Origin of the sequence: Prosthecobacter gellanilyticus (assembly GCF_007992435.1) — a bacterium.
In the GTDB taxonomy this organism is placed as follows: Bacteria; Verrucomicrobiota; Verrucomicrobiia; order Verrucomicrobiales; family Verrucomicrobiaceae; genus Prosthecobacter; species Prosthecobacter gellanilyticus.
This window is the reverse complement of the sequence record NZ_BKAG01000023.1, coordinates 1-22,624: the sequence shown is the minus strand read 5'-3', so window position 1 is coordinate 22,624 and position 22,624 is coordinate 1. Positions and strand designations below refer to the sequence as shown.

Sequence of the window (22,624 nt, the reverse complement as noted above, 5' to 3'; positions counted from 1 at the left end):
TTTCATAGGGGTGAGAAGTCAAGGGATCGGGGCGCCCTCGTAGATTCTCTATCTTAGCCCCAGATCCACCTCTCACTCCCCTCTCCAAGCCCGCACCAGCGTGAGCACAGCGAGGATCAAATGCAGAAACGCACTCAGCATGATCATGCCCACCATGCCCCACCCGATTGCACGCCATAGTTTCCGGGCTGTAGGTGTCCACAATCCATGTCGAAGACCGATCCGATAGATCAGGAAACCCCAGCCCAAATACATCACGAAACCCGCCAGATTGGTCAGTCCGGTAATCCACCAGCTCACATCGTGACTTTCCAGATACACCATGAGCTGCACGAAACCGATGCTGCTAACGCCGGACACCACCGCCAGCACCAGCGCCCGGCTCCATGACAACAGGCGCGCCGCCCCGAACGCGAGGAACACCGATGCCGGAAAGACCAGCACAGACAGCATCCATGCCCATTGCGGCAGGGGACGCATATGCAGCGGCAAATCACCATCGCTCAAGGTTTCTGAACGGGTGGCATCACCTGCGTCTTCTTGCCTCGAAGTCGTGTCAGTTTCGGAATCGTGCATCCCGGCCTCAAATCAGGCTAAATCCACAGTGATCAAGCTGAAGTCATCGGGAAGTGAGGAGCCTGCCCTGCTCAACACCGCGCTCTTCAAGTGCTCCGCCACCTGATCCGGCGGAATCTCGAAAGCTGTCTTCAGCGCCTCGTAGCCACAGAATTTCCAAACTCCATCTGACACGATCAGCAGCCTGCTGCCACCGATGGCATGACACATGAAGGGTTCAGGATCCGCACACTCACTGCCGACAGGAGGGTTCTTCCGCTGATGAACAGTCCACTCGGCCAGTTCCGTGTGCCCAGCGAGACGGAAGAACGCTTTAGAATCTCCACAGGAGGCACCTGCGGCAAAGTCATCGCTGATAGCGAGAGCGATCAGCGTGGTGAAACCACCCGTCGCTGCAGCTTTCCGATCCGCCTCCTGGATGATGCGTATCCACGTGCGATCCATGAAGAGTTGCTGGGCTGGCAAGTTTGCGGCGGCTTCCCACACAGCCTCACAAGCCGCTCTCGCAGCTTCGGCCCCATGGGAGCGACCACCCTGGCCATCCGCGAGGGCACAAATCATGATCGATGGATCTCCAGGATGCCACTTCGCCAGAACGAAGTCTTCGTTCTGAACCTTGCTCCCGGCTTCGGAATGAGTGCGGACGGTCATGGGATACTTCCCCTTCCCGCCCGATCACGAATTCGCGTCCGCCGCCTTTTTGATGCTGGAGATCACGTCACTGATCTTCATGTCGTGGCGCTCGCGCTTCTTGAAGTAGCTGACTTCTTCAAAACCAGCCTCAGCGAGGTTGTTCAGGGCGGTGACAAAGTGCTCGCCCACGCGCGGGGCGCGATGCGCATCACTGCCGACGACGATGGGGATCTTCCGCTCCGCCATCATGCGCAGCATCTCGTTCCCGGGGTTCATCTCGGAGTAGCTCTTGTTCAGGCCGGAGGTGTTCAGTTCCATGGCCACACCGGTTTTGGCGATGCGGTCCAGCACATTGGAGACGGTGTTCTTGATGATGGCGAAGCACCAGGAATCCGGGTGGTAGTTCTTCACCAGATCCGGGTGCGCCACGCAGTCATAGAGGCCGGTCTCAGCACTGACGGCGAGATGCTCAAAGTAGGTGCGGCGGAAGCCCTCGATGGTGCCCTGCTCAAACTTGTTCAGATACTCCTTGGACTGCCAGTGAAGGCCACCCAGGCAGTAGTCGAAAGGCGCACGCTGATGCAGGTTCTCGATATATTTCTCGTAACCGGGAAAGTATTCGCTCTCGATGCCCAGACAGACATCCAGCTTGTTTTTGTAGGCGTCCTTGGCGCGCTGGACGAGGCCGAGATAGACGTCGAACTCGCTCTCGCTCATGCGCACCGTGGGCCAGAAGCCATCCGGCATCGGGCAGTGGCAGGTGAAGATGATACCCTTGAGGCCCGCCTTCACGCCCTGGGCGCAGTATTCTTCAGGCTCACCCCAGGCATGCTTGCACAGCGGGGTGTGCATGTGGGAGTCATAGTAAAGAGCGCCCGATTTGGTGGCCACGGGCTTCTCAGACGAAATCACGGGTGGTTTCGGCGGAGCGATGGGCTCGCTCGGAATCGCAGGAACAGCGCCTTTGGCCGTCGCCCCCTTCTTCGCAGGCGAAGTGGCGGGCTTGGGAGCTGGCGCTGGTGCTGGCTTGGGGGCTGGAGCGGCCACTGACACGGCAGGGGCCAGGGCCGGAGTGGCGACTACCTTCGCAGCGGGAGCAGGCGCAGCAGCGGCCGCTTTAGGGGCGGCAGCGGGTGCCGGGGCTGGAGCAGCGGCTTTGACGGGAGCCTTTGCAGCGGGTGCGGAAGGTGCGGCCTTTTTCACCGGAGCTGGCGGGGCCTTGGCGGGAGCCGGGGCTGGCTTTTTGGCCGGGGCAGCAGCCTTGGGGGCCTTTTTAGCCACAGGGGCTGGCGCGGGCTTCTTCTTCGCCGGGGCCGGCACGGCCTTTTTCACCGGCTTTTTCGGAGCTGGCTGCGGTTTTTTAGCCACTTGGACAGGTTTCTTGGGTGCAGGCTTTTTCGGCGCGGGCTTTTTGACGGCAGATTTGGCGGGGGGAGCTTTGGACGATGGCTTCTTTGGGGCCGGCTTGGCGGCCTTGGACGACTTTTTGAGTGGTGTCTTGCTCACATTAGCTCCTTCTGTTTTGAAGTATCAACCAGCCTTTTCCTTCGATGCTTGCAATCCGGACGGCCCTCGCGCTGGAAGTCGGTCCTGGGTAACAAAGTCGCAAGGTTAGCGGGACGTTCGTCCAGTTGCCAAGCCTCAATTGCTCCAGAAGTGAATGAAATTGCGGGTCGTCGCGGTTAAAATACGCATCCACGGTGCCCTGCCCGGCCGGGTGCTTCAGCTCGATGACCTCCTCTTTGCCCTGTGGCTGGGCCTCAGAATTGGGAGCGGGCCTGGAGGCGATGACGCGGAAAAGGGTGGGCTGCCCGGGCTTCTTGGAGAGGAAGTCCTTCCACTCCAGTTCACCGTAGCGCACGCTGCTTTCCCAGTCGACCAGCACCGTGCCGTCCTCCGTTTCCTCAATGATGACACAGACAGGTTCCGTGTCTGTAAAGAGGGTCTGGGCATAGGCCAGGCGGTGACCGGGCTCATCCATGGGAGTCACCCAGCCTAGGCTCTGCCATTTGCCCACGCTGAGGATATGCTTCTGGTAGTAGACCTCCATCAAGGGTGCCACACGGGCGGTGTCACGGGAGCTTGCCGCCTTCTCCGTCACCGTGGTGGCGGCGAAAAAGCGATGGGTGGCCGCCTCGATCTTGGAACGCTTCTTCTCAATGTCCATCAGCCCCGCCGGGGACGGGCTGGCCTGCGGACCTGGGAGAGCATCCGTCAGACTCGGCCCGCGCACCGGGGCTGGAACGGCCATGCCCGAAGGCTCCGCCGACCTCCCCACGGAGAGGGGCTCAGGACTGGAAAGCACCGGGCGGGACAGGCTGCTCTGTTGAGCCGACGGCGGCTGCCCTGTCCCTGACCAGGAATGCTCCGTCACGGGATCGGTCTGATCCAGATAGGCCGGATCAATCTTCGGGCTTTGCCGGTCCAACTGGGTAACCGTCACATAAAAAACCACAGCCACTGTGACCACCAGAGCCACGCAACCGATCAATTTGGCGATGCCGTTGAGCAAAGCCTCTCTCTGCCGCAGGCGGCTGGATCGGGACGGTGCTGGACGGTCGGACATGGCTCTCTTCTCGAAAATGGAGCCGAAGGCGGGAATCGAACCCGCGACCCGCGCATTACGAATGCGCTGCTCTACCGCTGAGCTACTTCGGCCCGTGCGAGGGGAACACGAGCCAAACGATATAGCGGCACGCAGAGGCTTGTCATTTTCTTTCTCTCCAGGAAGGGGAGAATTTTTGGCGGGGCGGATGAGGAAACTTGCGCATGACTTTCGCCGACCAGACGTTTTCTTGTTAAGCCCCCCAGCCCTCATGCCCCACTCGAACGCGAACCGAGAATCCTCCCCCTACTCTGAATTTCAGGCCGAACTGGCCGAGATCCACCGCCACAAGTGGCTGGTGAGTGAGAAGGAAGGACAGGACATCGGCTTCGAGCGCGCTCTCACCGAGTGGGTGGGCAAACATCGCCAAGGCTGGCGCCGGGGAAGAAGTCAGAACCCGGTGGGTAAATAGGACGGGGGGTTACAAGCTTCAGGTTGAAAGTTTCAAGTTCCCGGAGGGAGCCGCTCATGCGGCATGACTCCCGGCAAAACTTGGAACCTGTAACTTTAAACTTTAAACTCCACCCCGTCCCGCCGACGCTTCGGTTCCCTTCCCCCAACCTCTTTCTCCCATGAAGCGCCTCTGCATCCACACCATCACGACCAAACCCTGGAGCACGGAGGATTGCATTCGTCGTTATGCCGAAGCTGGAGCCGGAGGCATCACTTTCTGGCGTTACAATCTGGACGGTCGCGATCCCGCTGCCGTGGGCAAGCAGGCCAAGGATGCAGGGCTGGACATCGTGAGCCTTTGTCGCGGAGGCTTTTTCCCGGCCAAAACCGCCGCCTCCCGCCAGGAAGCCATCGATGACAACCGCCGCTGCATCGAACAGGCGCATAAGCTCGGCGCTCCGCTCATCGTGCTAGTCTGCGGCGCCGTGCCCGGACAGTCGCTGGAGGAATCGCGTAAACAGATCACGGACGGTCTCGCCGCCGTGCTGCCAGACGCTGAGGCTGCAGGGGTGAAACTGGGCATCGAACCCCTGCACCCCATGTATGCGGACGACCGCAGCGCCGTGAACACCATGCGCCAGGCGAATGACATCTGTGATGCGCTCGGCTCCCCTGCCCAGGTGGGCATCGCCGCGGATGTGTATCACATCTGGTGGGACCCGGAGCTTCAGCACCAGATTCAGTTCACCGCCGCAAACGACCGTCTCTTCGCCTTCCACATCTGTGACTGGAAGACCCCGACCACCGATCTCCTCAATGATCGCGGTCTCATGGGTGAAGGCTGCATCCCCATCCGCCAGATCTCTGACTGGGTGGACGCCACCGGCTTCACCGGTCACCGCGAGGTGGAGATCTTCTCCAACCGCTACTGGTCCATGGACCAGGGCGAGTGGCTGGGCATGATCAAGGATTCGTATAACGAATTGTATGGATGTGTTTGAGCTGCCACAGTTCGTGTGTCCAAAGACCGTCTGTGTGGTGAGCTTGCAAAGACCAACGTGTGCCCAACATTTCTTCTGACTGAATGAGCCAGACATACCAGCCTCCCTACACCCTGAATACACGCGTGCTGGCGCTGGTGGCTGAGATCGGCGAGAAAATGGGGCAACTGGCCGAGCGGCATGGGCAGCCTGTGCCACCTGCTCTTCGACGGGCAAATCGCCTCAAGACGATCCATGCCTCGCTGGCCATCGAAAATAACTCGCTCACTCTTGATCAGGTAACGTCCGTCCTGGCTGGTAAAAGGGTGCTGGGTCCTCCAAAAGACATCCAGGAGGTGCGCAACGCCTTCACCACCTACGAAGCGATGGAAACCTGGAAGCCATGGTCCTCAAAGGACCTGCTGGCCGCGCATGGTTTGCTGACCCGCGGTTTGGTGGACCATCCAGGAGCCTACCGGCGGAAAGGTGTGGCTATCGCCCAGGGGGACCAATTGGTTCACATGGCTCCACCGGCTGATCGAGTGCGCGGACTGATGAATGATCTGCTTTCTTGGCTAAAGCAAACGGACGAGCATCCGCTGATCGCCAGTTGCGTTTTTCACTACGAACTCGAGTTTATCCACCCCTTTGAAGACGGCAATGGCCGCATGGGCCGTCTTTGGCAGACTCTGATCCTGAGCCGATGGAAGCCTCTGCTCGCCTGGCTTCCAGTCGAGACAGTCATCCGGGAACGTCAATCCGCTTATTATGCGGCTCTTGCGGCTTCGGACAAGACAGGCAATTCCACCATCTTCATCGAGTTCCTGCTGTCCGCGCTGCTTCAGGCCCTCGAAGAACTTACCTCAACCGACCAAGTTACCGATCAAGTTACCGATCAAGTCAAGGCACTGCTCAAATGCCTGGCCAAGGGTCCGATGACAACCCAGCAATGCATGAAGCATCTGGAGCTTTCTCATCGTCCCACTTTCCGCCAAAACTATCTGCAACCCGCGATCGCGGCCAGGCTCGTCGAGCCCACGCTGCCGGACAAGCCTAACAGTCCGCAGCAGAAATATCGACTCGTCAGGCATCCCTGAAAAGGACGAGCCCGCTCTGCTCACTCACGTCTCACCACCATGTGAAACCCGGTGAACTCATAGCTGCGCAGGAATTCTTCCAACGGCAGTCTGGCTTCACCATTCAGCGGATCCACATAAGTGATGTGATCATTCTCAAGATCTAGGACCGCAATGAAATGCCCCGCTCCTCCCGGGAAGCGGACACCCATCATGGCCGGCAACCCAGCTTCCAAAGTGAACGTTGGCTCAAACACAAAGCGTGGTGTCAGTCCACGCTGCCTTACATAACGGGCGAGATACCACGCCTCTGTCCCGCCCATGTAGCTGAAGGCTGCGCGGGCGATATCACGCTCGCTGGCGGCCATATCGAGACGGTTCAAGATGTTCACCACACTGGTCGGACCACAGGTGGAAGGTGTGCTTTGAAGTGCAGCGCCCTTCAACGAACGCTCCTGAAACATGGCTTCCGGAATGGGGCCGATCAGCGGCTTGATGTAAGGCACGGCGGTAACAATGAGAAGCAACGGCAGGAATACGAGACGCAACCGTCGCCCAACCAACGTTGCAACAACACCGGCAGCACCTCCGAGAAAGACCGCGAGCAATTCCGTGCCGGGATACGAGCGCAGAGTGTAGAACCACTCCCACTCAGGCAGCTTGTGACTGTAATACACAGCAAAGCTGATCGCTGGCAGCGAAAGCGGTGCCAGCACCGCCAGCCAGAGCATGCGCACCTTCTCGGGAAGATGCCTCACCTTTCGGTAGAGAACCACGAAGACGACACAGCTCGTGATAACAGCCAGCACGCCCAGCGGATTGACATGCGCGAGTGGATTGATGAGGGCGAACGAAAGCACTGAAGACTTAAAGAACAGTCGAACCACCGAGGTAAAGCCTTTTCAGAAGGTGGTGCAAGCTTCCAGCTGGCAGAGACAAGCCGGCAACCAGGATGGTTGCCCCACCTTCACCTCAGCGTCCGCGGCACGAACACCCACTTCATCCCGGCGGCCTTCGCGGCGTCGATGCCAGACTGGCCGTCTTCAATCACGAGGCAGTCTTTCGCAGGCACGCCCATGCGCTCGGCGGCGAGCAGGAACATGTCCGGTGCTGGCTTGCCCTTTGCGACGAGGCGCGGGGTGATGATGATCTCATCAAAGAGATGCAGCAGGTCGTTCGCCTTCAGGCAGCCGCGCACGATGTGCTCCTCACTGCCAGAGGCCACGGACATCGGCACTTTGCCATGCATGTAGCGGGCAAACTCAGCCACGGGGCGGATGGCCTCCACCTGCGGGATGATTTCTTCAAACAGCCTGGCCTTATGGTTCGCCACGGCCTCGGCATCCACATTCGTGCCATGCTCCGCATTCAGCAGCGTCACCACATCCTGCTCACGCATGCCGGCCTTCGAGTAGAAGTAGTCCTCCGTGAATGGAAAGGTGGCGCCATGATGATCCAGCGAGGCCACCCAGGCCTTGTAGTGCAAGGGCATGGAGTCCACGAGAGTGCCGTCACAGTCGAAGATGAGGCCGCTGAAGGGTTGGTCAGGAACTTGAAGCATGGAGGGTGATGAGACGTGACCCGGGGATGAGTCGGGTGCAAGAAGAGCTTGAAATTGTAATGGGCCTCCGCCCACTGGTCACGTAGAACGGGCACGTTATTTGCAGCGCACTCTCCCCGCATGAAAAATATCCCGACGGCTTTTCAAAGAAACATGCTCTGGACGGCCGTCACGGCCCTCTCCATCGCCATCATCGGCGCACTCGCGATCGGTTTCATCTACCTCAGCACCCAGGTGCTGGCCTTTCTTCAGCCCATCCTTGTGCCCTTCGCCGTGGCCGGTGTGCTGGCCTATCTGCTGGAGCCCGGAGTGGCCTGGCTGGAACGGAAGCGCGTGAAGCGTCACAATGCTGTGCTGCTGGTCTTCATCCTATTCACCTCGGCCATCGTGGGCCTGGGACTGTGGATCCTGCCGAAGATCGGCGAGCAGACCTCGAATCTCGCCAAAAAGATTCCGGCTTACACGGTCAAGGCGCGTGAGGCAGCGCTGAGCTTCGCCACCAAACTCGAGAAGGAGTATGGCATCGAGCTTCCACACATCTCCACGGACACGACCACTCCGCCGCCCATCGTTCCGGCATCGACCACGACGCCGACAGTTCCTGAAGCCACCCTCGCTGCTGCCGCCACGGCATCACCAGCCGAGCCTGCATCCACCCCCGAAGACAGTGCCATCGCGGGGTTTGACATCGACTTCAAAACGCTGCTCACCGGCGAGTGGGTGAAGACCACCCTGCCCACCGTGCTTCGAAATATTTGGCGCTTTGTCAGCAGCAGCGTGGGTGGTTTCCTCGGCATCTTCGGCTTCATGCTCGGTTTCATCATCGTGCCGCTTTATCTTTATTACTTCCTGATCGAGAGCGCGAAGATCAAGCGCCAGTGGTCGGACTACCTGCCACTGCGGGCCAGTGCTTTTAAAGACGAGGTCGTGGCCTGTCTCACGGAGATCAATCGCTACCTCATCGCCTTCTTCCGCGGGCAGCTCTTTGTCAGTGTGATCAATGGCATCGCCACCGGCCTGGGACTCATGGTCATCGGGCTCGACTTTGGCCTGCTCATCGGCCTGGCCTTGTGTGTTCTCGGTATCATCCCCTATCTCGGCATCGCCATCTGCTGGATCCCCGCTGTCATCATCGGCGCCGTGCAGGGCGGCAGCGCCCTCATCCCCGGAGATCCCTGGTGGGCACTCCCGCTCGCGGTGACCGTCATTTTCATCGTCGTGCAGCAGATTGATGGCTTTTTCATCACCCCGCGCATCGTCGGTGAGGCCGTGGGCCTGCACCCCATGACCGTCATCGCCAGCGTCCTCGTCTGGGGCCTGTTGTTAGGTGGTTTGTTAGGCGCCATCCTCGCCGTCCCCATGACCGCCAGCGTGAAGGTCCTCTTCCAACGTTACATCTGGCGAGCTCGGCTCGCTCCGAAGACGATTGGTGGGGCGAAACTAACGACGTGAGCGTGTCATCACATGACGCTCCATGAAACACCCCATCAGCACAATTCTTTGCCTACTAAGCCTGGCCTTCCTAGTGTGGCTTGGTTCTTTCGGAACTGTCCTAATTTGGGATGGAGCGATTTGGAAGGATGTTCCAATTCGTGTTGTGACCTTCCCAGGCGGATCCGCCAAGTCAGGCGTGCGCGTGATGTTGATGATGAACAACAACTTCGAGAGTTTCCTGGCACAGGACAATAACAGTCGGAGGGTGTTGCTCGAATCTGCAGAAACCGACCGTCTCTCTGCGATTACGGATCATGAAGGTCGTGTTGTTTTAAGAGGAATGTTTCCTGCTGGAGGTCATAAAAGTCTATTCGTCAAACGAGGGCACTACGGCATTAGCGGCCATATTGCTATTATTCGTGACACCGAGGTAATCGCTCAATACTCACTTGCCACACTGTTGCCCAATGTTCGTCGAAAGCTTTCTGACAAACTTCCGGAAATTGAGCTACCCGTAAATTCATCTACGCCATGACAGTCACTATCAACCCACGAAACTGGTGAGGTAGCGGCATGTCGTCAGACTGCCGAGGTCTGGGGTGATTGGAACGTTGGGCAAGGAATGCAGCAGTGACTTGGTGGCCTCATGCTGGACCCACAGCCGAGAAGCCTCGCTGGTCGTATAAACAGCAGTCGTTTTAAACCATGCACCATTATGAAGATCACAGAATTTGCCTTCATCGGATACCCCGTCACGGATATGAACCGAGCCCGAGCTTTCTATGAGGGAGTTCTGGGACTCACATGTGTAACGCAGCGTCAGATGTCATGCGAGTTTGAAGTCGGCCCACACACGCTCCTTCTCGGCTGCGGACCCATGCTAAAGCCGTCGAGTGACGGCCCCGCACTCGCCTTGGAAGTAGCGGATTTTGACGAGGCCATCGCTCATCTGAAACAGCACCATGTCACCTTTCTAGGAGAGCCGTTTCAGAGTCCTATCTGTCGCGGAGCCTTCATTCTCGATCCAGATGGCAATAGAATTGGCATCCACAAACGAAACGCCTGACAAGCGGATGCAGGCAGTGGCGCGGTAAGAGGCGTATGGCGTAACTCGCTCCATCCCTAACCAACACCCCAACAAAAAACCCGCCTGGGATGCACCAGGCGGGCCACTTTGTTCTTGAGGTGAGTCGGGAGAAAACTCAGAACGGAAAGTTTGTTTACCAGCGGAGACGGGCACCGGCACGGAAGCCTCGGGTGACATCGCCAAAGTCAGCGCCGATGTTCAGGTCCAGCATGGGGAAGACACGGAAGTAACCCAGCACATCAAAGACCTTCGAGTCATAGTCATCCGTGCTCGAGACCGTCACACCGGCCTGCAACTCCATCCAGTCCACCACCTGGTAGCGAATGCTCGGGCGCACATAGATGCCGCCGTCGGTGTAACTCGCGTTCACGCCATCAGCCTGGAAGTTGGCATACACGAGACCCACTTCACCCACGAAGTGCAGCTTCTGCGTGATCGGCATGTAGGCACCACCACCGATGGTGATCGTTGACAGTTCATAGTCGGCGTTCGCTGCAGCCTTGGCCGTTTTTTCGCCACTGCCGCTGGTCCAGGCAAAGGTGCCCTTGAGGAAGAAGATGGTCGGCAGCGGCATCACGAGAGCCACACCCAGACCATGGCTACCGTTGTATTTGTCTTCCTTCGGAGACACATAGCGGTAGAAGGCCTCAGCATACTGGTAGTTCAGGATCGAGGAACCATTGCCACCCATGCTCTGCTGCACCGTGCTGCCCCAGCTGTTTGTCTGGGCCGGCTGCTGGTAGCCATTGTAGTTCGCATACGGGTCAGCCATGGTCGGCCCGGCATAGGGGGAGCCCATGGTGGGAGCGGAAAGCGTGGGAGACATGCCACCATAAGCACCGCCATCCATGCCTGGAGGCGGAGTCGGCGGCGTGGGGGGCGCAGGCATCGTCGGCGCACCGCTCAGACCGGAGCCCGCCGCAGGTGCACCCCACTGCCCAAAGGAGGTCGCGGTGGTGATACCGAGAGCCAGGAAGACGAGCAGCGAAGTGATTTTCATGGGGATTCTAGCCTGATGTTAATAATTCAGATAAGTTAAATAATTCCCTGAAACAGGTCCTTCTTCAAGTCTTTTTCACTCGTTCTAGCTATTCAAAAGCCTCCCAGGTAGCGCTCCGCGCCACTTTTGTAAGCCAACCTTTACCTTCCCTTAACACTTCCAGGGCAGACAACCGGCTGCCCTCGGCGAAAATAGGATGTGAATAAATTCGGTGAGTTTGAGCCCCTCTCAGGCTTCCCTCCTGACAACCTTTCCCCCAAGTCATGACCAGCCTTCGTCCACGCTCGCTCACGCCCCGTGTTGGGATTCTTAACTGCGCCACGGGGGAGCGGACGGTCGTCGCCACCACGCCTTTCATTCTCGGGGCCAGTGCCGCCGCAGACTTCCGCACCCACGCCCCGGCCTGCCCTCCCGTGCTCGGCACCGTGCAGCAGCGTGGAGACATCTTTGAGATCACCCTCCATGCCGACTCGGCAGGCACCTCCCTGGTGGATGGTGCTCCCGGAACCCAGTTCACCCTTCACCTCGGGGAGGAGCACACCCTCCTCTCCTGCGGTGAGGCCCTGGCCTTCAAGGCGCTTGCAGATGCCTCGGAGTGGAGTGATCTCGGGATCGACCCCTTCTGGCATTTTTACGATTCTCAGGCGCGCCAGTGGTATGGCCCCTTTGATCATGACCAGATGGGCCAGCACATCCGCCGCCAGTCCGATGAGCAGGCGGAGGACAACATCGCCATGCCTGGCGGCCTCCATGACGTGGGTTTCTTCGTCAAGGACATCCGCCACGTCTTCCCGGCAAACAGCGCCCCCGTCCAGCAGGAGGAACTCGTGCAGGCCGTGCACTCCGAGCCAGTGAACATGGAGTATGGTGAGTTCACCTGCCCTGTCTGCTGGTTCAAATTCGACCGTGGAGACGCCATGAACATCGCCGTGCATGCCACCCTGCGCGGAGATCCGCTGTTGGGAGAGGATGCGATGCAGCGCTTCCATGCCACCCGTTTCAATGACCGAGGACAGGCTCTGGATGCCATGGGCCTCTCCGCCCCCGATCTCGCCTGCCCTCACTGCCGCCGGAAGCTGCCTCCCGGTTTCATGGACACGCCGCACCACATCTTCTCCATCGTCGGCGCACCTTCCTCGGGCAAAAGCTACTACCTCAGCGTGCTCACCCGCACCCTGCAGACCAGCCTTTACCAGAACTTCGGCGTGACCTTCCGGGATGCGGACCCTTCCGAAAATGTCATCCTCACCCAGATGCGGACGCAGCTCTTCTCCGCCTCCACGCCGGAAGATGCCTTCCTGGCCAAGACCGAACTGGAAGGCATGCTCTATGAGACACTGCCGCGCCAGGGACGCAAAGTTCGTTTGCCGAAACCCTTCGTCTTCAAGCTGACCCGCAGCCGCGCTCACGACACGGATTTCGCCCTCGTCTTCTATGACAATGCCGGTGAGCACTTCGAGCCCACGCGCAACAGCGCCGACTCCCCCGGCGCGCAGCACATCGCCGTGGCATCGGGCATCTTCTTCCTCTTTGATCCGCTGCATAACACCGAGTTCCGCCAGCGCTTGCGCGGCATCCGTGACCCGCAGATCCAGAGCCGCCGGCTCGACCAGCAGGACGTCATCCTTGCCGAGACGGAAGTGCGCATCAAAAACGTGTTAGGCCTCGACTCGCGCCAGACCATCGACACTCCCTTCGCGGTCATGATCGGCAAGAGCGACACCTGGGAGCACCTGCTCGGTGAAGCCCCCCTCCTGCCCTCCGTGGAAAAAGGCGCCCTGCTGCTTGAAAACGTCCAGCAGAACTCCAACCGTCTGCGTGATCTTTTGTTAGACCTCTGCCCGGCCATCGTCGCGAATGCCGAGGCCATTTCATCAAACGTCGCCTACTTCGCGGTGAGTCCGCTCGGCTGCTCCCCCGTTCAGTTCACGGACAGTGAAGGCCACGTCCGCATCGGCCCAGATCCCAGCTCCATCCAGCCGAAGCAGGTCGAGGTCCCCTCCCTCTGGGTCCTCTCCCAGCTCGCGCCTGAGGTGGTGACCAAGAAGTAGAGAAGTTTACAATGGTTTACGGTTGTTGACGATGGTTGACAGTAGTTTTCCAAGCCCCTGAAGCCTAACCAAAATCACCACCACGACCTTTCTCAGCCTCTGCCAACAACCGTAAACAATCGTCAACCACTGTAAACCACCGTTAACTTCCCCATGGCCTCCCAGCTCATCTACACCAGCGCGCCTCGTTTGATCGAGGCTGGCCGCACCGGCTTCGGCACGGTGGCGCGGCATCGCGCGGTGAGCGGCCTGCTGATGGCGGCGGTGGAGCGTGTCTCGCAGTTTGCGCGGCTTTCCGGCCTGAGCGCCCGCCGTGTGGTGCTGAGTCATCGCATCATCAATGCCGGCGCAGCTTCTTATCATGTCTTCAGCTGCATCCGGGATGCGGGCTCTGACTACACCGGGCGGACGAATCATCTGGCGCATCACCTCATCGCCGATGCGCGTGAGGCCCGCGCCGCCGCAGAGGCAGGCCTCACACCGGTAGACATCCTGCGCCAGATGCGCTGGCGCACCGCCTGGAGTGACGCACCGCGCTTTTTCGAGCCCGATGAGGAGGTCCCCCTCACCAGCTTCCGCCGCAGCCCTGCCACCGGAGCCTGGCAAAACCTAACCAAGGATGCTTCCAACGCTCTCCTCCCCGCGCAGGCCCAGCGCTGCTGCCTGCTGCTTCCCGGTGAGGATGGCGCGCTGGACCTCTACCAGGAATCCCTCGCCACCATCGGCGGCACCGCCGCCTGGCTCGTCACCTTCACCACCCATCTCGAACCCACGGATGACCTCGCGGAACTGCGCTGGGTGGCCTTGAGCTCGGCCTCGCCTCTGAGGCAGCAGGCGGAGGGGGCAGTGCGCACCACCTTTGATCTCACGGACCCGCAGAGCCTGCCCGCGCCGAAGCTCTCCGAGGCCAGGGCCAGCACCGCTTTTTCCGCCGCGAGCACCTTGCGGCCAGTCATGGCATCAGCCGCCGCCCCTGCGTCCGCCACCGCGGCTCCCGCCAGTCCCCTGCCGCCCATCTTTGCCGAACCAAAAGCACGTCCATCACGCTCGCCGTGGCCGTTCGTGGTCACGGCAGTGCTCATCGCCGCGGCAGGCATCGCCGCCTTTATTCTGGTGCCGCAGCTGCCCTCGCTGAGCTCATCGCCTTCCGGCGCCCAGGGGGGAGACGCCGTCAGCGTCGCCCGATCCGTGGATGAGCTTTGGCAGAAGCACAGGCTCAACCTCTCCGTCACCCGGAACTGGCTGAAGGCCGAGGGCAGTGCCGCCTTGCTGGATTCCCATACCAAGGCTCTCCAGCAGCTCACCATCGCCATCCGCGAGCCGCTGCGCATGCTGGACATTCCCCGCCCTGAAAACACCCAGGACGAGTTCATGGACATGCTCCAGAATTTCACCTCCTGGCAGCGTGAGCTCCAGCGCGCCGTGCGTGACAGCGCCTGGTCAGGCAGGCAGCCGCTTGAGATCCTCCATGCGGCTCAGGCTGCATCCGTCGCACTGGACCAGCACTGGCAAAAGCTCACCCCCGCCTTCGCCATGAGACCGGAGCAGCCTGACGTGCTGCGTCGGGAAATCCATGAGCAGGTGCTGAGGACCCTGGCCCATCCCGCTGCGCCTGAAGGTGAGGCCCATGACTGGCTGGAGCTGATCGACTTCACCCGCACGGGTGAGAACGCCGCCTGGGTCGAACATTGGCGCGCCGTTTCCAAGCTGCCCGCCGCCCTGGTCCAAAGTGACCGCGACCTTCTCGAACGTGCCACCAAGTCCGCAGATGCACCCGTGTGGTTCCGCCAGCTCACGCAGAAGCAGCTGGATGCCGCGCTGGCGGCTGCCAAGGCCCCTGCACCCGCGCCTGTCATGCCCGCCGCCGAACCCGCGCCGGCGAAACCAGAGGAACCCGCGCAGCCTGCGGATGGCCTGGCCTCCACCCACATCCGCTACATCGTGATCGAGACCCCTTCCATGCCTCTGGCCAAGGCGCTGGATGCCCTGCCCACGCTGCCCATCCTGCCAGACATGCAGATTCACATCGGCCCGGCAGGCAGCGCCGAGTCAGAGCTCGTTCGCTGGAAGCAGCTGGGAGCTCCTGGAGTCTTCCGGAAGAGCTTCAATGACTCCAGCACCCTGGAGTTCCGGCAGTTCCGCCTCAGCAAGCTGCCGGATGAAACCACCGCCACGCGCTTCATCGCCAGGGACGGCCGCGGTGTCAGGGTGCTCTTCGAGGTCATCGCCTTCCCCATGGCCTCACCACTGGTGGATGCCTGGCCTTCCTCACCCGAGCTCACCTTCCGTGACCGCCGTGAAGGCACCCGCACCTTGCTGGATGAGGCCTCCTCCCGCTGGCTGCAGCGCATCATCATCGCGGGCGGCGCGCCCCTGCGCATCCAGCATGTGGAGGATCCCACCCGCCGCTTCCAGCTGAGGGATGACGGCCGGAACGTGGCCGTCGAATCCGAGGCCGCGACCGCGCCAAACGGCGCCGTAAACACAAAGTTGGTTGAGCTGGACAGGGAGATCGAGTCCCTCCGCCAGGGCATCCGCATTGATGATCAGCGCCGCGCCATGATCGACTCAGGCAACCTCGCCAAACAGCAGAAGGAAGACTCTCTCCGCCGTCTCGATGACTCCCTCACCGCGCGCCAGCAGCGCCTCCTCCAGCTGGAGGAAGACCGCAAGGCCGCCGCGCCTGAGGACACCTCATTCCTGGGTGTGCCTGCGGGCATCTACTCCCTCTCCGTGGGCAGGCGCCGCCTCTGTGAGATCAAGATCCTCTCCGGCCCCTAGCACCAGCCCCGCCATGATGGTCCAGCCCCCTTTTCTTCCCCCTACCAGCCGTGAAGCTTCCCTCTGACATCATCGACATTCTGCGTTCCACCCTGCAGACGGGCATCGTCTCCAGCGCTGTGGAAAATGCTGCCGGAGCCTATGCGCGTCTCTGCACAGAGGCCTCCACCCGCCTCCACCGCATCTCTGCCATGCTGGAGAAAGGCAGTGACTATCAGGCCATCCAGGCTGCCGAGGAGGAACCGCCCCTGCTGGACCTCATCGCCGTGCTCAGCTTTGGCAGCGAAAAGGCGTGGATGGATTTCTGCCAGGCGCATCAGCTCCCCATCGCTCCGAAGCTGGACTCCAAAACAGTGCAGGCCCTGGACCGCCTTTATGCCCAGGGAGTCACGGCCAACCATCCCCTTTACAAGGACTTCCGCGCCGCCGTGCTTTCCCGTGAGGATGACAAGGCCCTGCGCATCATCCGCACCATTCTCAGGCTCAATCCCGGTGACGAAAATGCGCGCTCCGAGCTGCAGCGTCTGGAGAACAAAAACTGGCAGGACACGCTGGAACTGCTGCGCTCCGCCTTGAAGACGGATGATGAGGAACGCATCGCCACGCTGGCAGAGAAAATCACCGCCACCTTCCCGCCGGAGAAACACACCGTCTCTTCCGAGATCGCGCAGGCAGAAGGCATCCGCCGCGCCCTGCGCAAACGTCAGGCCGGGGAGAAGGTGCCAGCCTTGCTCGAAGAGGTAGAGCAGCATCGGCAGGCGAGTGACTGGCAGGCCACCAAGGAAACCTGCGAGAGACTGCAGGAGCTCATCGAGGCCCACGGACTGGAGCTCACCACCGGCCAGAAGACCGAGATGGAGACCGCCGCCGCCTATGCGCGCCGTGAAAGCGCCGCCGCCGAGCGCCAGCGCGCCTTCAACCGCACGCTGAACAGCTTTGTCAGCTTTGCCCAGGAGGCCGGCACACGCCTCATGACCGGCACACAGCCTGGACTCGGAGAAGCCTCGAAGCTGGATGAGAACTTCATCCGCCGCTGGCGTGAGCTGGAGAGCTATGCGCTGCCGGTCTCTGATGATGTTCTCACCAAGCTGCGCCAGACAGGCCAGGGCATCCGCACCTCTCTGGAGCGCGCCCAGAAAGGCCGCCGGAACCGCACCCTGCTCTCCACCGCCGCATTACTCACCTTCTTGTTAGGCATCGGAGCCCTGGCATGGCATGGCTGGCAGGCCCGCGCCTATGCGCTGGACCTGATCAGCTACCGTGTGCGCCAGCTGGCCGGGCCTGCGGCCAAGCTCTCCACCAGCCTGAAGCAGGATCATCCCACGCTTCTGCACTGGCCTTATCTCAAGACCCAGATCGAGGAAACGGAAGCCTGGGTCGGGCAGTCCCAGGGCGTGGCCTCCCATGCCGATCAAACCATCTCCGAACTGGAAAAGGCTGCCGCGCAGAACTTTTCCGGCCTCCAGCCCGCAGAGGTGCTGAAGCGTCTCGAAGCCGCACGTGAGCTCATCGGCCAGCTTCCCGGAGATCTCGCCGTCACCGCCAGCCAGAGACTCACCACGCTGAAGACGAAGGCTGAGCTGATGGTCGTGAATCTGGGTGAGACACGCAGCACGGATGCGCGCCGCAAGCTCGAAACCATCGCCACCATGTCCAAGAAAGAACTCAGCTATGAGCGCCCCTCGGCCGAGGTCGCCACAGCCGTTCAGACACTGGACACCCAGATCGCCGAGCTGGAATCCCAGGCCGCCACGGAGACCACTACACGGCTTCCTGCGGACCTCCTGGCCCAGCTCAAGTCCGCACGTCAGCGGGTGGATGACTTCAAGGCAGAGGTCAGCAACTTTGCCAGCCTCCGTGAGGCCACCCTGGCTTCCGCCACGCTGGCAGACTTCGGCCGTGAACTCGGCAAATGGCAGTCCATCCGCTTTGTCGAGGCAGCACCTGCGGCCAGCACGCACACCGCGCTGCCGACCGAGGAGCAGTTCCTGGCGAACCTGCTCACCGGCGGTGATCTTGCCACCTGGAAGGCAGGCGTGGAAGACGTGGCCGGAGCCCGGCTCCACCCTGACACACCTGAGGAGAACGATCTGAAGGTCCTGCTCAGCCTGCGGGATGACCGCAGCTTCAATAACGTGTGGGAACACATCGTGCAGGATCACTCGACCGGCCGTGGCAGGCGCAGCGTCTGGTCCATCGGGCAGCTCAGTGAAAGCCGCGTGGGTGACACGCAGCACCGCTGGAACGGCAAGGTCTATGATGCTCATCCGCAGGACACGGGAGCCGCCTTCGTGAGTGGTGAATACAAGCGCCTCGTGATCGGCGGTGGCAGCGCGCAGGGCCAGAGTGTTGTCTCCTCCAAACCCGCTGCCGTGAGCACGCTCATCCAGAACCTGCAGATCGACCGCATGACGGACGCGAATGGCGAGCGCTTCGAGCGCAACATCCTCTCCGTGTTTGACCGCTTGATGGCGGACACCACCTCCCCCGCGCTGGCCAAGGCTTATGTCATGCTCGAGCTGGAGCGTCTCACCCGGGACCGCCCGTTCGCCTGGGGCATGCACCTCGCGCCGACCTTGCGCGCCGACCTCATGGAGCTGCATCGTTTGGTAGGCGCCTATCCCCTGCGCGGCGAGGACTGGATGATCCCCAAAGTTCGCGGCTCGCTGGGTGCAAGCCTGGAGGCCTTCTTCCAGTCACGTCACGACCGGACCTATGAAAAAGAGGCGCAGGCACGCCGTGTGCTGATCTCCCAGGTGGTGGCCGGAGGCGTGAGATTCGGCGGTTACGTGGAGGTGGACCGCACCCTCACGCTGAATACGAACTCACGCAGCGCGAAAGAGTTCTGGCTGCTGGGGAAGGCCGGTCCGGTGCTCGTTCCCGCCGCCACCAAGACAGCGCCAGCCGAGGCCCTGCCCCTCAGCCCGGTGCTGTATTTGCCCCTGGACCGCGAGCAGCTCCTGAGCACCTACCACAGCACACTCTCCAGCACCGCCACCGCTCCAGCCCAGGCTCCATCCGCAGTCATCGAGGCCCCCTTCATGAAGCCATGAGCGAAACCCAGCATCAGCTTCAATGGCGGGGACGCGCAGTCGGCCCGTGGTCTCTCGCACAGATCCGCGAGGCGCTCGAGGCCGGAACCATTCACTCCCTCTACCGCATCTGCGTGGAGGGTGAGTGGATGTCTCTGCGCGACTACCTGGAGGAAGTGGATGCTGCGGACCTGGCACGCCGCGCGGCGGAGCTCGGCACCAGCCTGCGCCAGAAGGAAGCGCAGAAGCCTGCCGAGTTCGTGCCCCTGGCGCAGAAGCGCACGCTCGGTTTCGAGATCCAGGTGCAGAAGCCGAACCTCTTCGGCAGGCCGCCGCCCGTCTTCGTCAAAGGCGCCACCCCAGGCCGCGTGGAGCTCAGCGCTGACCTGCCGGCCGAAAACACACCGCTCACCTGCTGGCTCGCCGTCGTGGCCTTTGTCATCAGCTGCGCCAGCTTCGTCCCCTATCTGAACCTGGTGAGCTGGCTGCCCAGCATCATCCTGGGCCACCTCGCGCTGCGGCAGATCCGGCGTCAGCCTTCGCTGGAAGGCCGGGGCCTGGCCATCGGTGCCCTGATCATTGGTTATGCCCTGATCGCCCTGGCCGCCTTCAGCTCGCTTTTTGCCCCCGCGCTTTTTTATCGTGTCTTCCCCATCGGAGACTCCTAGTCTGGGCCACCCTTTTTCCTCCGCCGCAACATGCCTGAAATGCCGTCCGCCAACCCCTTTGCCTCATCCCCCATGCTGCTCCTGAACTGGTCACGCCAGGACCCGGAGCGCCGGATCGGCTTTTCCCCAGGGCGCTTCACCGCACCTAACAAACTTCTCTCCATGATCATCGGCGTGGTGGCCACGGTGGTCTTTTACGCGGGGCTCTACCTGTCGGTCACCATTTCCGCGGACCTGCAGTGGCTGCTGGACATGTTCACCAAGCGCGGCCCCTGCCCCTACCCCACCATGTTTTTCTTCTTCTGGGCGCTCTCCATGATGTTCTTCAAATGGCGGAAGCTCGCCGTCCAGCAGCAGGCCCTGGCGCTTCCACTGATGCCTCAGCAGCCGGACTTCGAGCTCACTCCGGCCACCGCCCGCGCTCTGCGTGAGCGCATGAGCGGCATCGTGGACAATCCGAACCACTTCATCCTGCTGAACCGCATCGACCTCGCGCTCGCCAATCTCCACAACATCGGCCACACGGCGGATGTCGCCGCCATCCTGAAGATCCAGGCGGAGAATGACGAGGCGCAGATCTCCTCCAGCTACGCGCTCACTCAGGGCTTCCTCTGGGCCATCCCGGTGCTCGGCTTCATCGGCACCGTGCTTGGTCTCGGCCAGGCCATCGGCGCCTTCGGTGCCACGCTGCGTGCCGGAGGTGACATGGTGGCGCTGCGCAAATCTCTTGAGTCCGTCACCGCCGGTCTCGCCACCTCCTTTGAAACCACGCTTGTGGCCCTCCTCTGCGCCCTCGTCCTGCAGCTCATCATCAGCTGGCTGCAGACACGCGAGTCGGAGTTCCTCGATGCCTGCAACGAAATCTGCCATAAGAACGTGGCTGGCAAACTGCGCCTCGCCGCCCACTAACACGTTTCATGAGAGAGCGATTCGGCAACCACGGAACGGGAGGCGTGAGCTTCTTCGGCTTCCAGTCCGTGATCACGGGCACCGTGGGCTTCATCATCGTGCTCACGCTGTTCCTGGCGCTGTGTGTGAAGGACATCATTCCGAAAGAGGCCACCTCACCGCAACCGAATCCGAAGCGCGATGGTGATTTGAAATCGATGCTGTCCACCATCGAATCTCTCAAAAACGAAGTGGCGGACTATCAAAGCCGTCCCTCGGATGACGAGGCCACCCTGCGCCGCATGATCGGCCAGCTCACCAGCACCATCGCCGAGCTTGATGCGAAGCCTCTGCCAGGACTGGACCGTGATGCGGACGCGACCGGCCGCGACCGCGAGCTGCGCGCGGAAAAGAACAAGCTGCTCTCACGCCTGGAGAAAATGAGCGCCTCCATGCACAACGGCGAAAAACTCTCCTCCGGCATCAACAAGGACATCCTGGACATGGAGAAGAAGCTGGTGGACGCGCAGAGTTCACTGCAGCGTCAGAACAACCGCAGGAACGTCATCTCACTGATCCCTGAGAAAGACGGCAGCGGCAAGGAGCCCGTGCTCGTGCTCGTCCAGGGCTCCCTCATCCGCATGCAGCGTTCAGATGGCGCGCCGGCAGCCTCAGGGTCCATCAATGACTTCGTGAAATACATCCGCGCGGTCTCACCGGCTACGCACTACGTCGTGCTCTACTTCAAACCCTCCGGCACGACGCACTTTGAGATGCTCACCAAGCGCGCCCGCACAGAGGGCTTTCAGATCGGTTATGATGTCGTCCCTGAGGACGCCGACATCGAGTTCAGCAACCTTCCACCTGTCATCAAAAAGCCATGAGGAAGTTCCAGCAGCTGTCCTCCGATAACATGGATCTCCTTCTGGATACCCTGTGTGACCTCCTGGGCACCCTGGTGCTCATCGCCTGCCTGCTGGTCGTCACCATGCAGGAAGATGGCGAGGGCGATGTCAAGAAAAGCACCGGCCCGGTCGAGCCCGAGGCCGGCATCCTGGAAGAGAAGCGTCTCGAGCACGCACGCGCGGAGCTGGACGGTCTGCAGAAGCTGCGCGCCCAGCTTCAGAGCGAGGACGATCCATCCACGCGCCCCTTGATCACAGAGCTGCTCGCGCTCAGAAAGACCGCCGAGGTGAAGCGCCAGGAGCGCGCGCGGCAGGACGAGCTGGCAGGAAAGATGGCCGAACAAAAATTGCGGGATTCCGGCAGTGAGATCGCCCGTCTGCGAGAGCAGGATCAGGAGTTGGAAAGAAAACTCGGCATCATGAACAAGGACACCGAGGCCGCGCGCCAGCGCCACGCCGCGCTGGAAAAGGAGCTCGCAGATCTCCAGCTGGAGCTCGAAAGCGTGAACGACCTGAAGGTTGAGAAGCTGCGCTTCCCGCGTGAGCGTGAGGTCAACAAGCCTCCGGCCCCGGTCATCCTGCGCTACGGTCAGGTCTTCCCGCTCTACAATCCAGACGGCAGCCCCTCCCCCTACGTGAAGCAGGCGACGGCGGCGGACGGCACCTTCACCGCCATGGTCCAGCAGGGCCAGGGTCTGAACCCCGCCAAAGATGCCCGCCGCCTGCGCGAGCTCCTGCCGCATCTCCTCGGCAAGGATCGCTACCTGACCATCTACGTGTATCCAGACTCCTTCACCACCTTCCGGGACTTGAAGAAAATCATCTTCGAGCTCGGCCTCGAATACGGACTCGAGCTCTGCACCGAGCACCGCGCGCTCATCTTCAGCGCCACCGGCAGCAAGCCCGCACCTTTGTAGCACTTACGGTTACGCCATAAGCACCGATGCTCGCGAA

At 61.1% G+C, this 22,624-nt stretch carries 20 protein-coding genes and 1 tRNA gene; 13 read left to right on the top strand and 8 right to left on the bottom strand.

Annotated features, from left to right (window positions below; genetic code table 11):
- Window positions 1-72: 72 nt before the first annotated feature.
- The 5 genes from BGE01nite_RS16030 to BGE01nite_RS16010 form a co-directional block, all read right to left on the bottom strand.
- Complete coding sequence (locus BGE01nite_RS16030) at window positions 73-576, bottom strand: hypothetical protein (protein WP_146851498.1); 504 nt, start codon at window positions 574-576, stop codon at window positions 73-75.
- Window positions 577-588: 12 nt separating this feature from the next.
- The gene (locus BGE01nite_RS16025) at window positions 589-1,227 is read right to left on the bottom strand and encodes a protein phosphatase 2C domain-containing protein (RefSeq protein ID WP_146851497.1); all 639 of its coding nucleotides are present in this window, start codon (window positions 1,225-1,227) and stop codon (window positions 589-591) included.
- 24 nt (window positions 1,228-1,251) lie between these two features.
- Complete coding sequence (locus BGE01nite_RS29590; protein WP_246145737.1) at window positions 1,252-2,715, bottom strand: histidinol-phosphatase; 1,464 nt, start codon at window positions 2,713-2,715, stop codon at window positions 1,252-1,254.
- A 1-nt stretch (window position 2,716) separates the two neighbouring features.
- Entirely contained in the window at window positions 2,717-3,775 is a 1,059-nt protein-coding gene (locus BGE01nite_RS16015) for a hypothetical protein (RefSeq protein ID WP_146851496.1), read from the bottom strand.
- 17 nt (window positions 3,776-3,792) lie between these two features.
- A tRNA-Thr gene (locus BGE01nite_RS16010) sits at window positions 3,793-3,867 on the bottom strand.
- 158 nt (window positions 3,868-4,025) lie between these two features.
- Here BGE01nite_RS16010 and BGE01nite_RS16005 point away from each other — a divergent pair.
- From BGE01nite_RS16005 to BGE01nite_RS15995, 3 genes are all read left to right on the top strand, one after another.
- Window positions 4,026-4,226 carry a DUF4032 domain-containing protein gene (locus BGE01nite_RS16005; RefSeq protein WP_146851495.1) on the top strand — a complete coding sequence of 67 codons (201 nt, stop codon included), beginning with the start codon at window positions 4,026-4,028 and terminating at the stop codon, window positions 4,224-4,226.
- 160 nt (window positions 4,227-4,386) lie between these two features.
- On the top strand, window positions 4,387-5,208 hold the full coding sequence (locus tag BGE01nite_RS16000; RefSeq protein WP_146851494.1) for a sugar phosphate isomerase/epimerase family protein: 822 nt from the start codon (window positions 4,387-4,389) through the stop codon (window positions 5,206-5,208).
- A gap of 83 nt (window positions 5,209-5,291) precedes the next feature.
- A complete protein-coding gene (locus BGE01nite_RS15995) occupies window positions 5,292-6,284 on the top strand; it encodes a Fic family protein (RefSeq protein ID WP_146851493.1) in 993 nt (330 codons plus the stop codon).
- Between the two features lie 20 nt (window positions 6,285-6,304).
- Here the strand turns inward: BGE01nite_RS15995 and BGE01nite_RS15990 are convergent, their stop codons facing one another.
- Both BGE01nite_RS15990 and BGE01nite_RS15985 read right to left on the bottom strand, forming a co-directional pair.
- Complete coding sequence (locus tag BGE01nite_RS15990; protein ID WP_146851492.1) at window positions 6,305-7,123, bottom strand: cysteine peptidase family C39 domain-containing protein; 819 nt, start codon at window positions 7,121-7,123, stop codon at window positions 6,305-6,307.
- Window positions 7,124-7,230: 107 nt separating this feature from the next.
- Window positions 7,231-7,824 carry an HAD family hydrolase gene (locus tag BGE01nite_RS15985; RefSeq protein ID WP_146851491.1) on the bottom strand — a complete coding sequence of 198 codons (594 nt, stop codon included), beginning with the start codon at window positions 7,822-7,824 and terminating at the stop codon, window positions 7,231-7,233.
- Between the two features lie 120 nt (window positions 7,825-7,944).
- On the opposite strand from BGE01nite_RS15985, the gene BGE01nite_RS15980 reads away from it, so the two are divergent.
- The 3 genes from BGE01nite_RS15980 to BGE01nite_RS15970 all read left to right on the top strand — a co-directional run bounded on the left by BGE01nite_RS15980 (window position 7,945) and on the right by BGE01nite_RS15970 (window position 10,324).
- Window positions 7,945-9,276: an AI-2E family transporter gene (locus BGE01nite_RS15980; protein ID WP_146851490.1), complete on the top strand. Its 1,332-nt coding sequence runs from the start codon at window positions 7,945-7,947 to the stop codon at window positions 9,274-9,276.
- A 22-nt stretch (window positions 9,277-9,298) separates the two neighbouring features.
- A complete protein-coding gene (locus BGE01nite_RS15975) occupies window positions 9,299-9,793 on the top strand; it encodes a hypothetical protein (RefSeq protein ID WP_146851489.1) in 495 nt (164 codons plus the stop codon).
- 111 nt (window positions 9,794-9,904) lie between these two features.
- Window positions 9,905-10,324, top strand: coding sequence for a VOC family protein (locus tag BGE01nite_RS15970; RefSeq protein ID WP_308741217.1), 420 nt, complete (start codon window positions 9,905-9,907; stop codon window positions 10,322-10,324).
- 154 nt (window positions 10,325-10,478) lie between these two features.
- On the opposite strand, the gene BGE01nite_RS15965 is transcribed toward BGE01nite_RS15970, so the two are convergent.
- On the bottom strand, window positions 10,479-11,345 hold the full coding sequence (locus BGE01nite_RS15965; RefSeq protein WP_146851487.1) for a hypothetical protein: 867 nt from the start codon (window positions 11,343-11,345) through the stop codon (window positions 10,479-10,481).
- Between the two features lie 263 nt (window positions 11,346-11,608).
- On the opposite strand from BGE01nite_RS15965, the gene BGE01nite_RS15960 reads away from it, so the two are divergent.
- The 7 genes from BGE01nite_RS15960 to BGE01nite_RS15930 all read left to right on the top strand — a co-directional run bounded on the left by BGE01nite_RS15960 (window position 11,609) and on the right by BGE01nite_RS15930 (window position 22,587).
- A complete protein-coding gene (locus BGE01nite_RS15960; protein WP_146851486.1) occupies window positions 11,609-13,396 on the top strand; it encodes a hypothetical protein in 1,788 nt (595 codons plus the stop codon).
- Between the two features lie 153 nt (window positions 13,397-13,549).
- Window positions 13,550-16,177: a GAP1-N2 domain-containing protein gene (locus tag BGE01nite_RS15955; protein ID WP_146851485.1), complete on the top strand. Its 2,628-nt coding sequence runs from the start codon at window positions 13,550-13,552 to the stop codon at window positions 16,175-16,177.
- A gap of 50 nt (window positions 16,178-16,227) precedes the next feature.
- Entirely contained in the window at window positions 16,228-19,230 is a 3,003-nt protein-coding gene (locus BGE01nite_RS15950; RefSeq protein ID WP_146851484.1) for a coiled-coil domain-containing protein, read from the top strand.
- Window positions 19,227-19,877, top strand: coding sequence for a DUF4190 domain-containing protein (locus BGE01nite_RS15945; RefSeq protein ID WP_146851483.1), 651 nt, complete (start codon window positions 19,227-19,229; stop codon window positions 19,875-19,877). Before BGE01nite_RS15950 ends, BGE01nite_RS15945 begins: the two co-directional genes overlap by 4 nt.
- Window positions 19,878-19,916: 39 nt before the next feature.
- Window positions 19,917-20,786, top strand: a complete 870-nt coding sequence (locus tag BGE01nite_RS15940) for a MotA/TolQ/ExbB proton channel family protein (RefSeq protein WP_218033005.1) — start codon at window positions 19,917-19,919, stop codon at window positions 20,784-20,786.
- An 8-nt stretch (window positions 20,787-20,794) separates the two neighbouring features.
- A complete protein-coding gene (locus BGE01nite_RS15935) occupies window positions 20,795-21,649 on the top strand; it encodes a hypothetical protein (RefSeq protein ID WP_146851481.1) in 855 nt (284 codons plus the stop codon).
- Window positions 21,650-21,678: 29 nt separating this feature from the next.
- Window positions 21,679-22,587, top strand: coding sequence for a hypothetical protein (locus tag BGE01nite_RS15930; RefSeq protein ID WP_146851480.1), 909 nt, complete (start codon window positions 21,679-21,681; stop codon window positions 22,585-22,587).
- The last annotated feature ends 37 nt before the right edge of the window (window positions 22,588-22,624 follow it).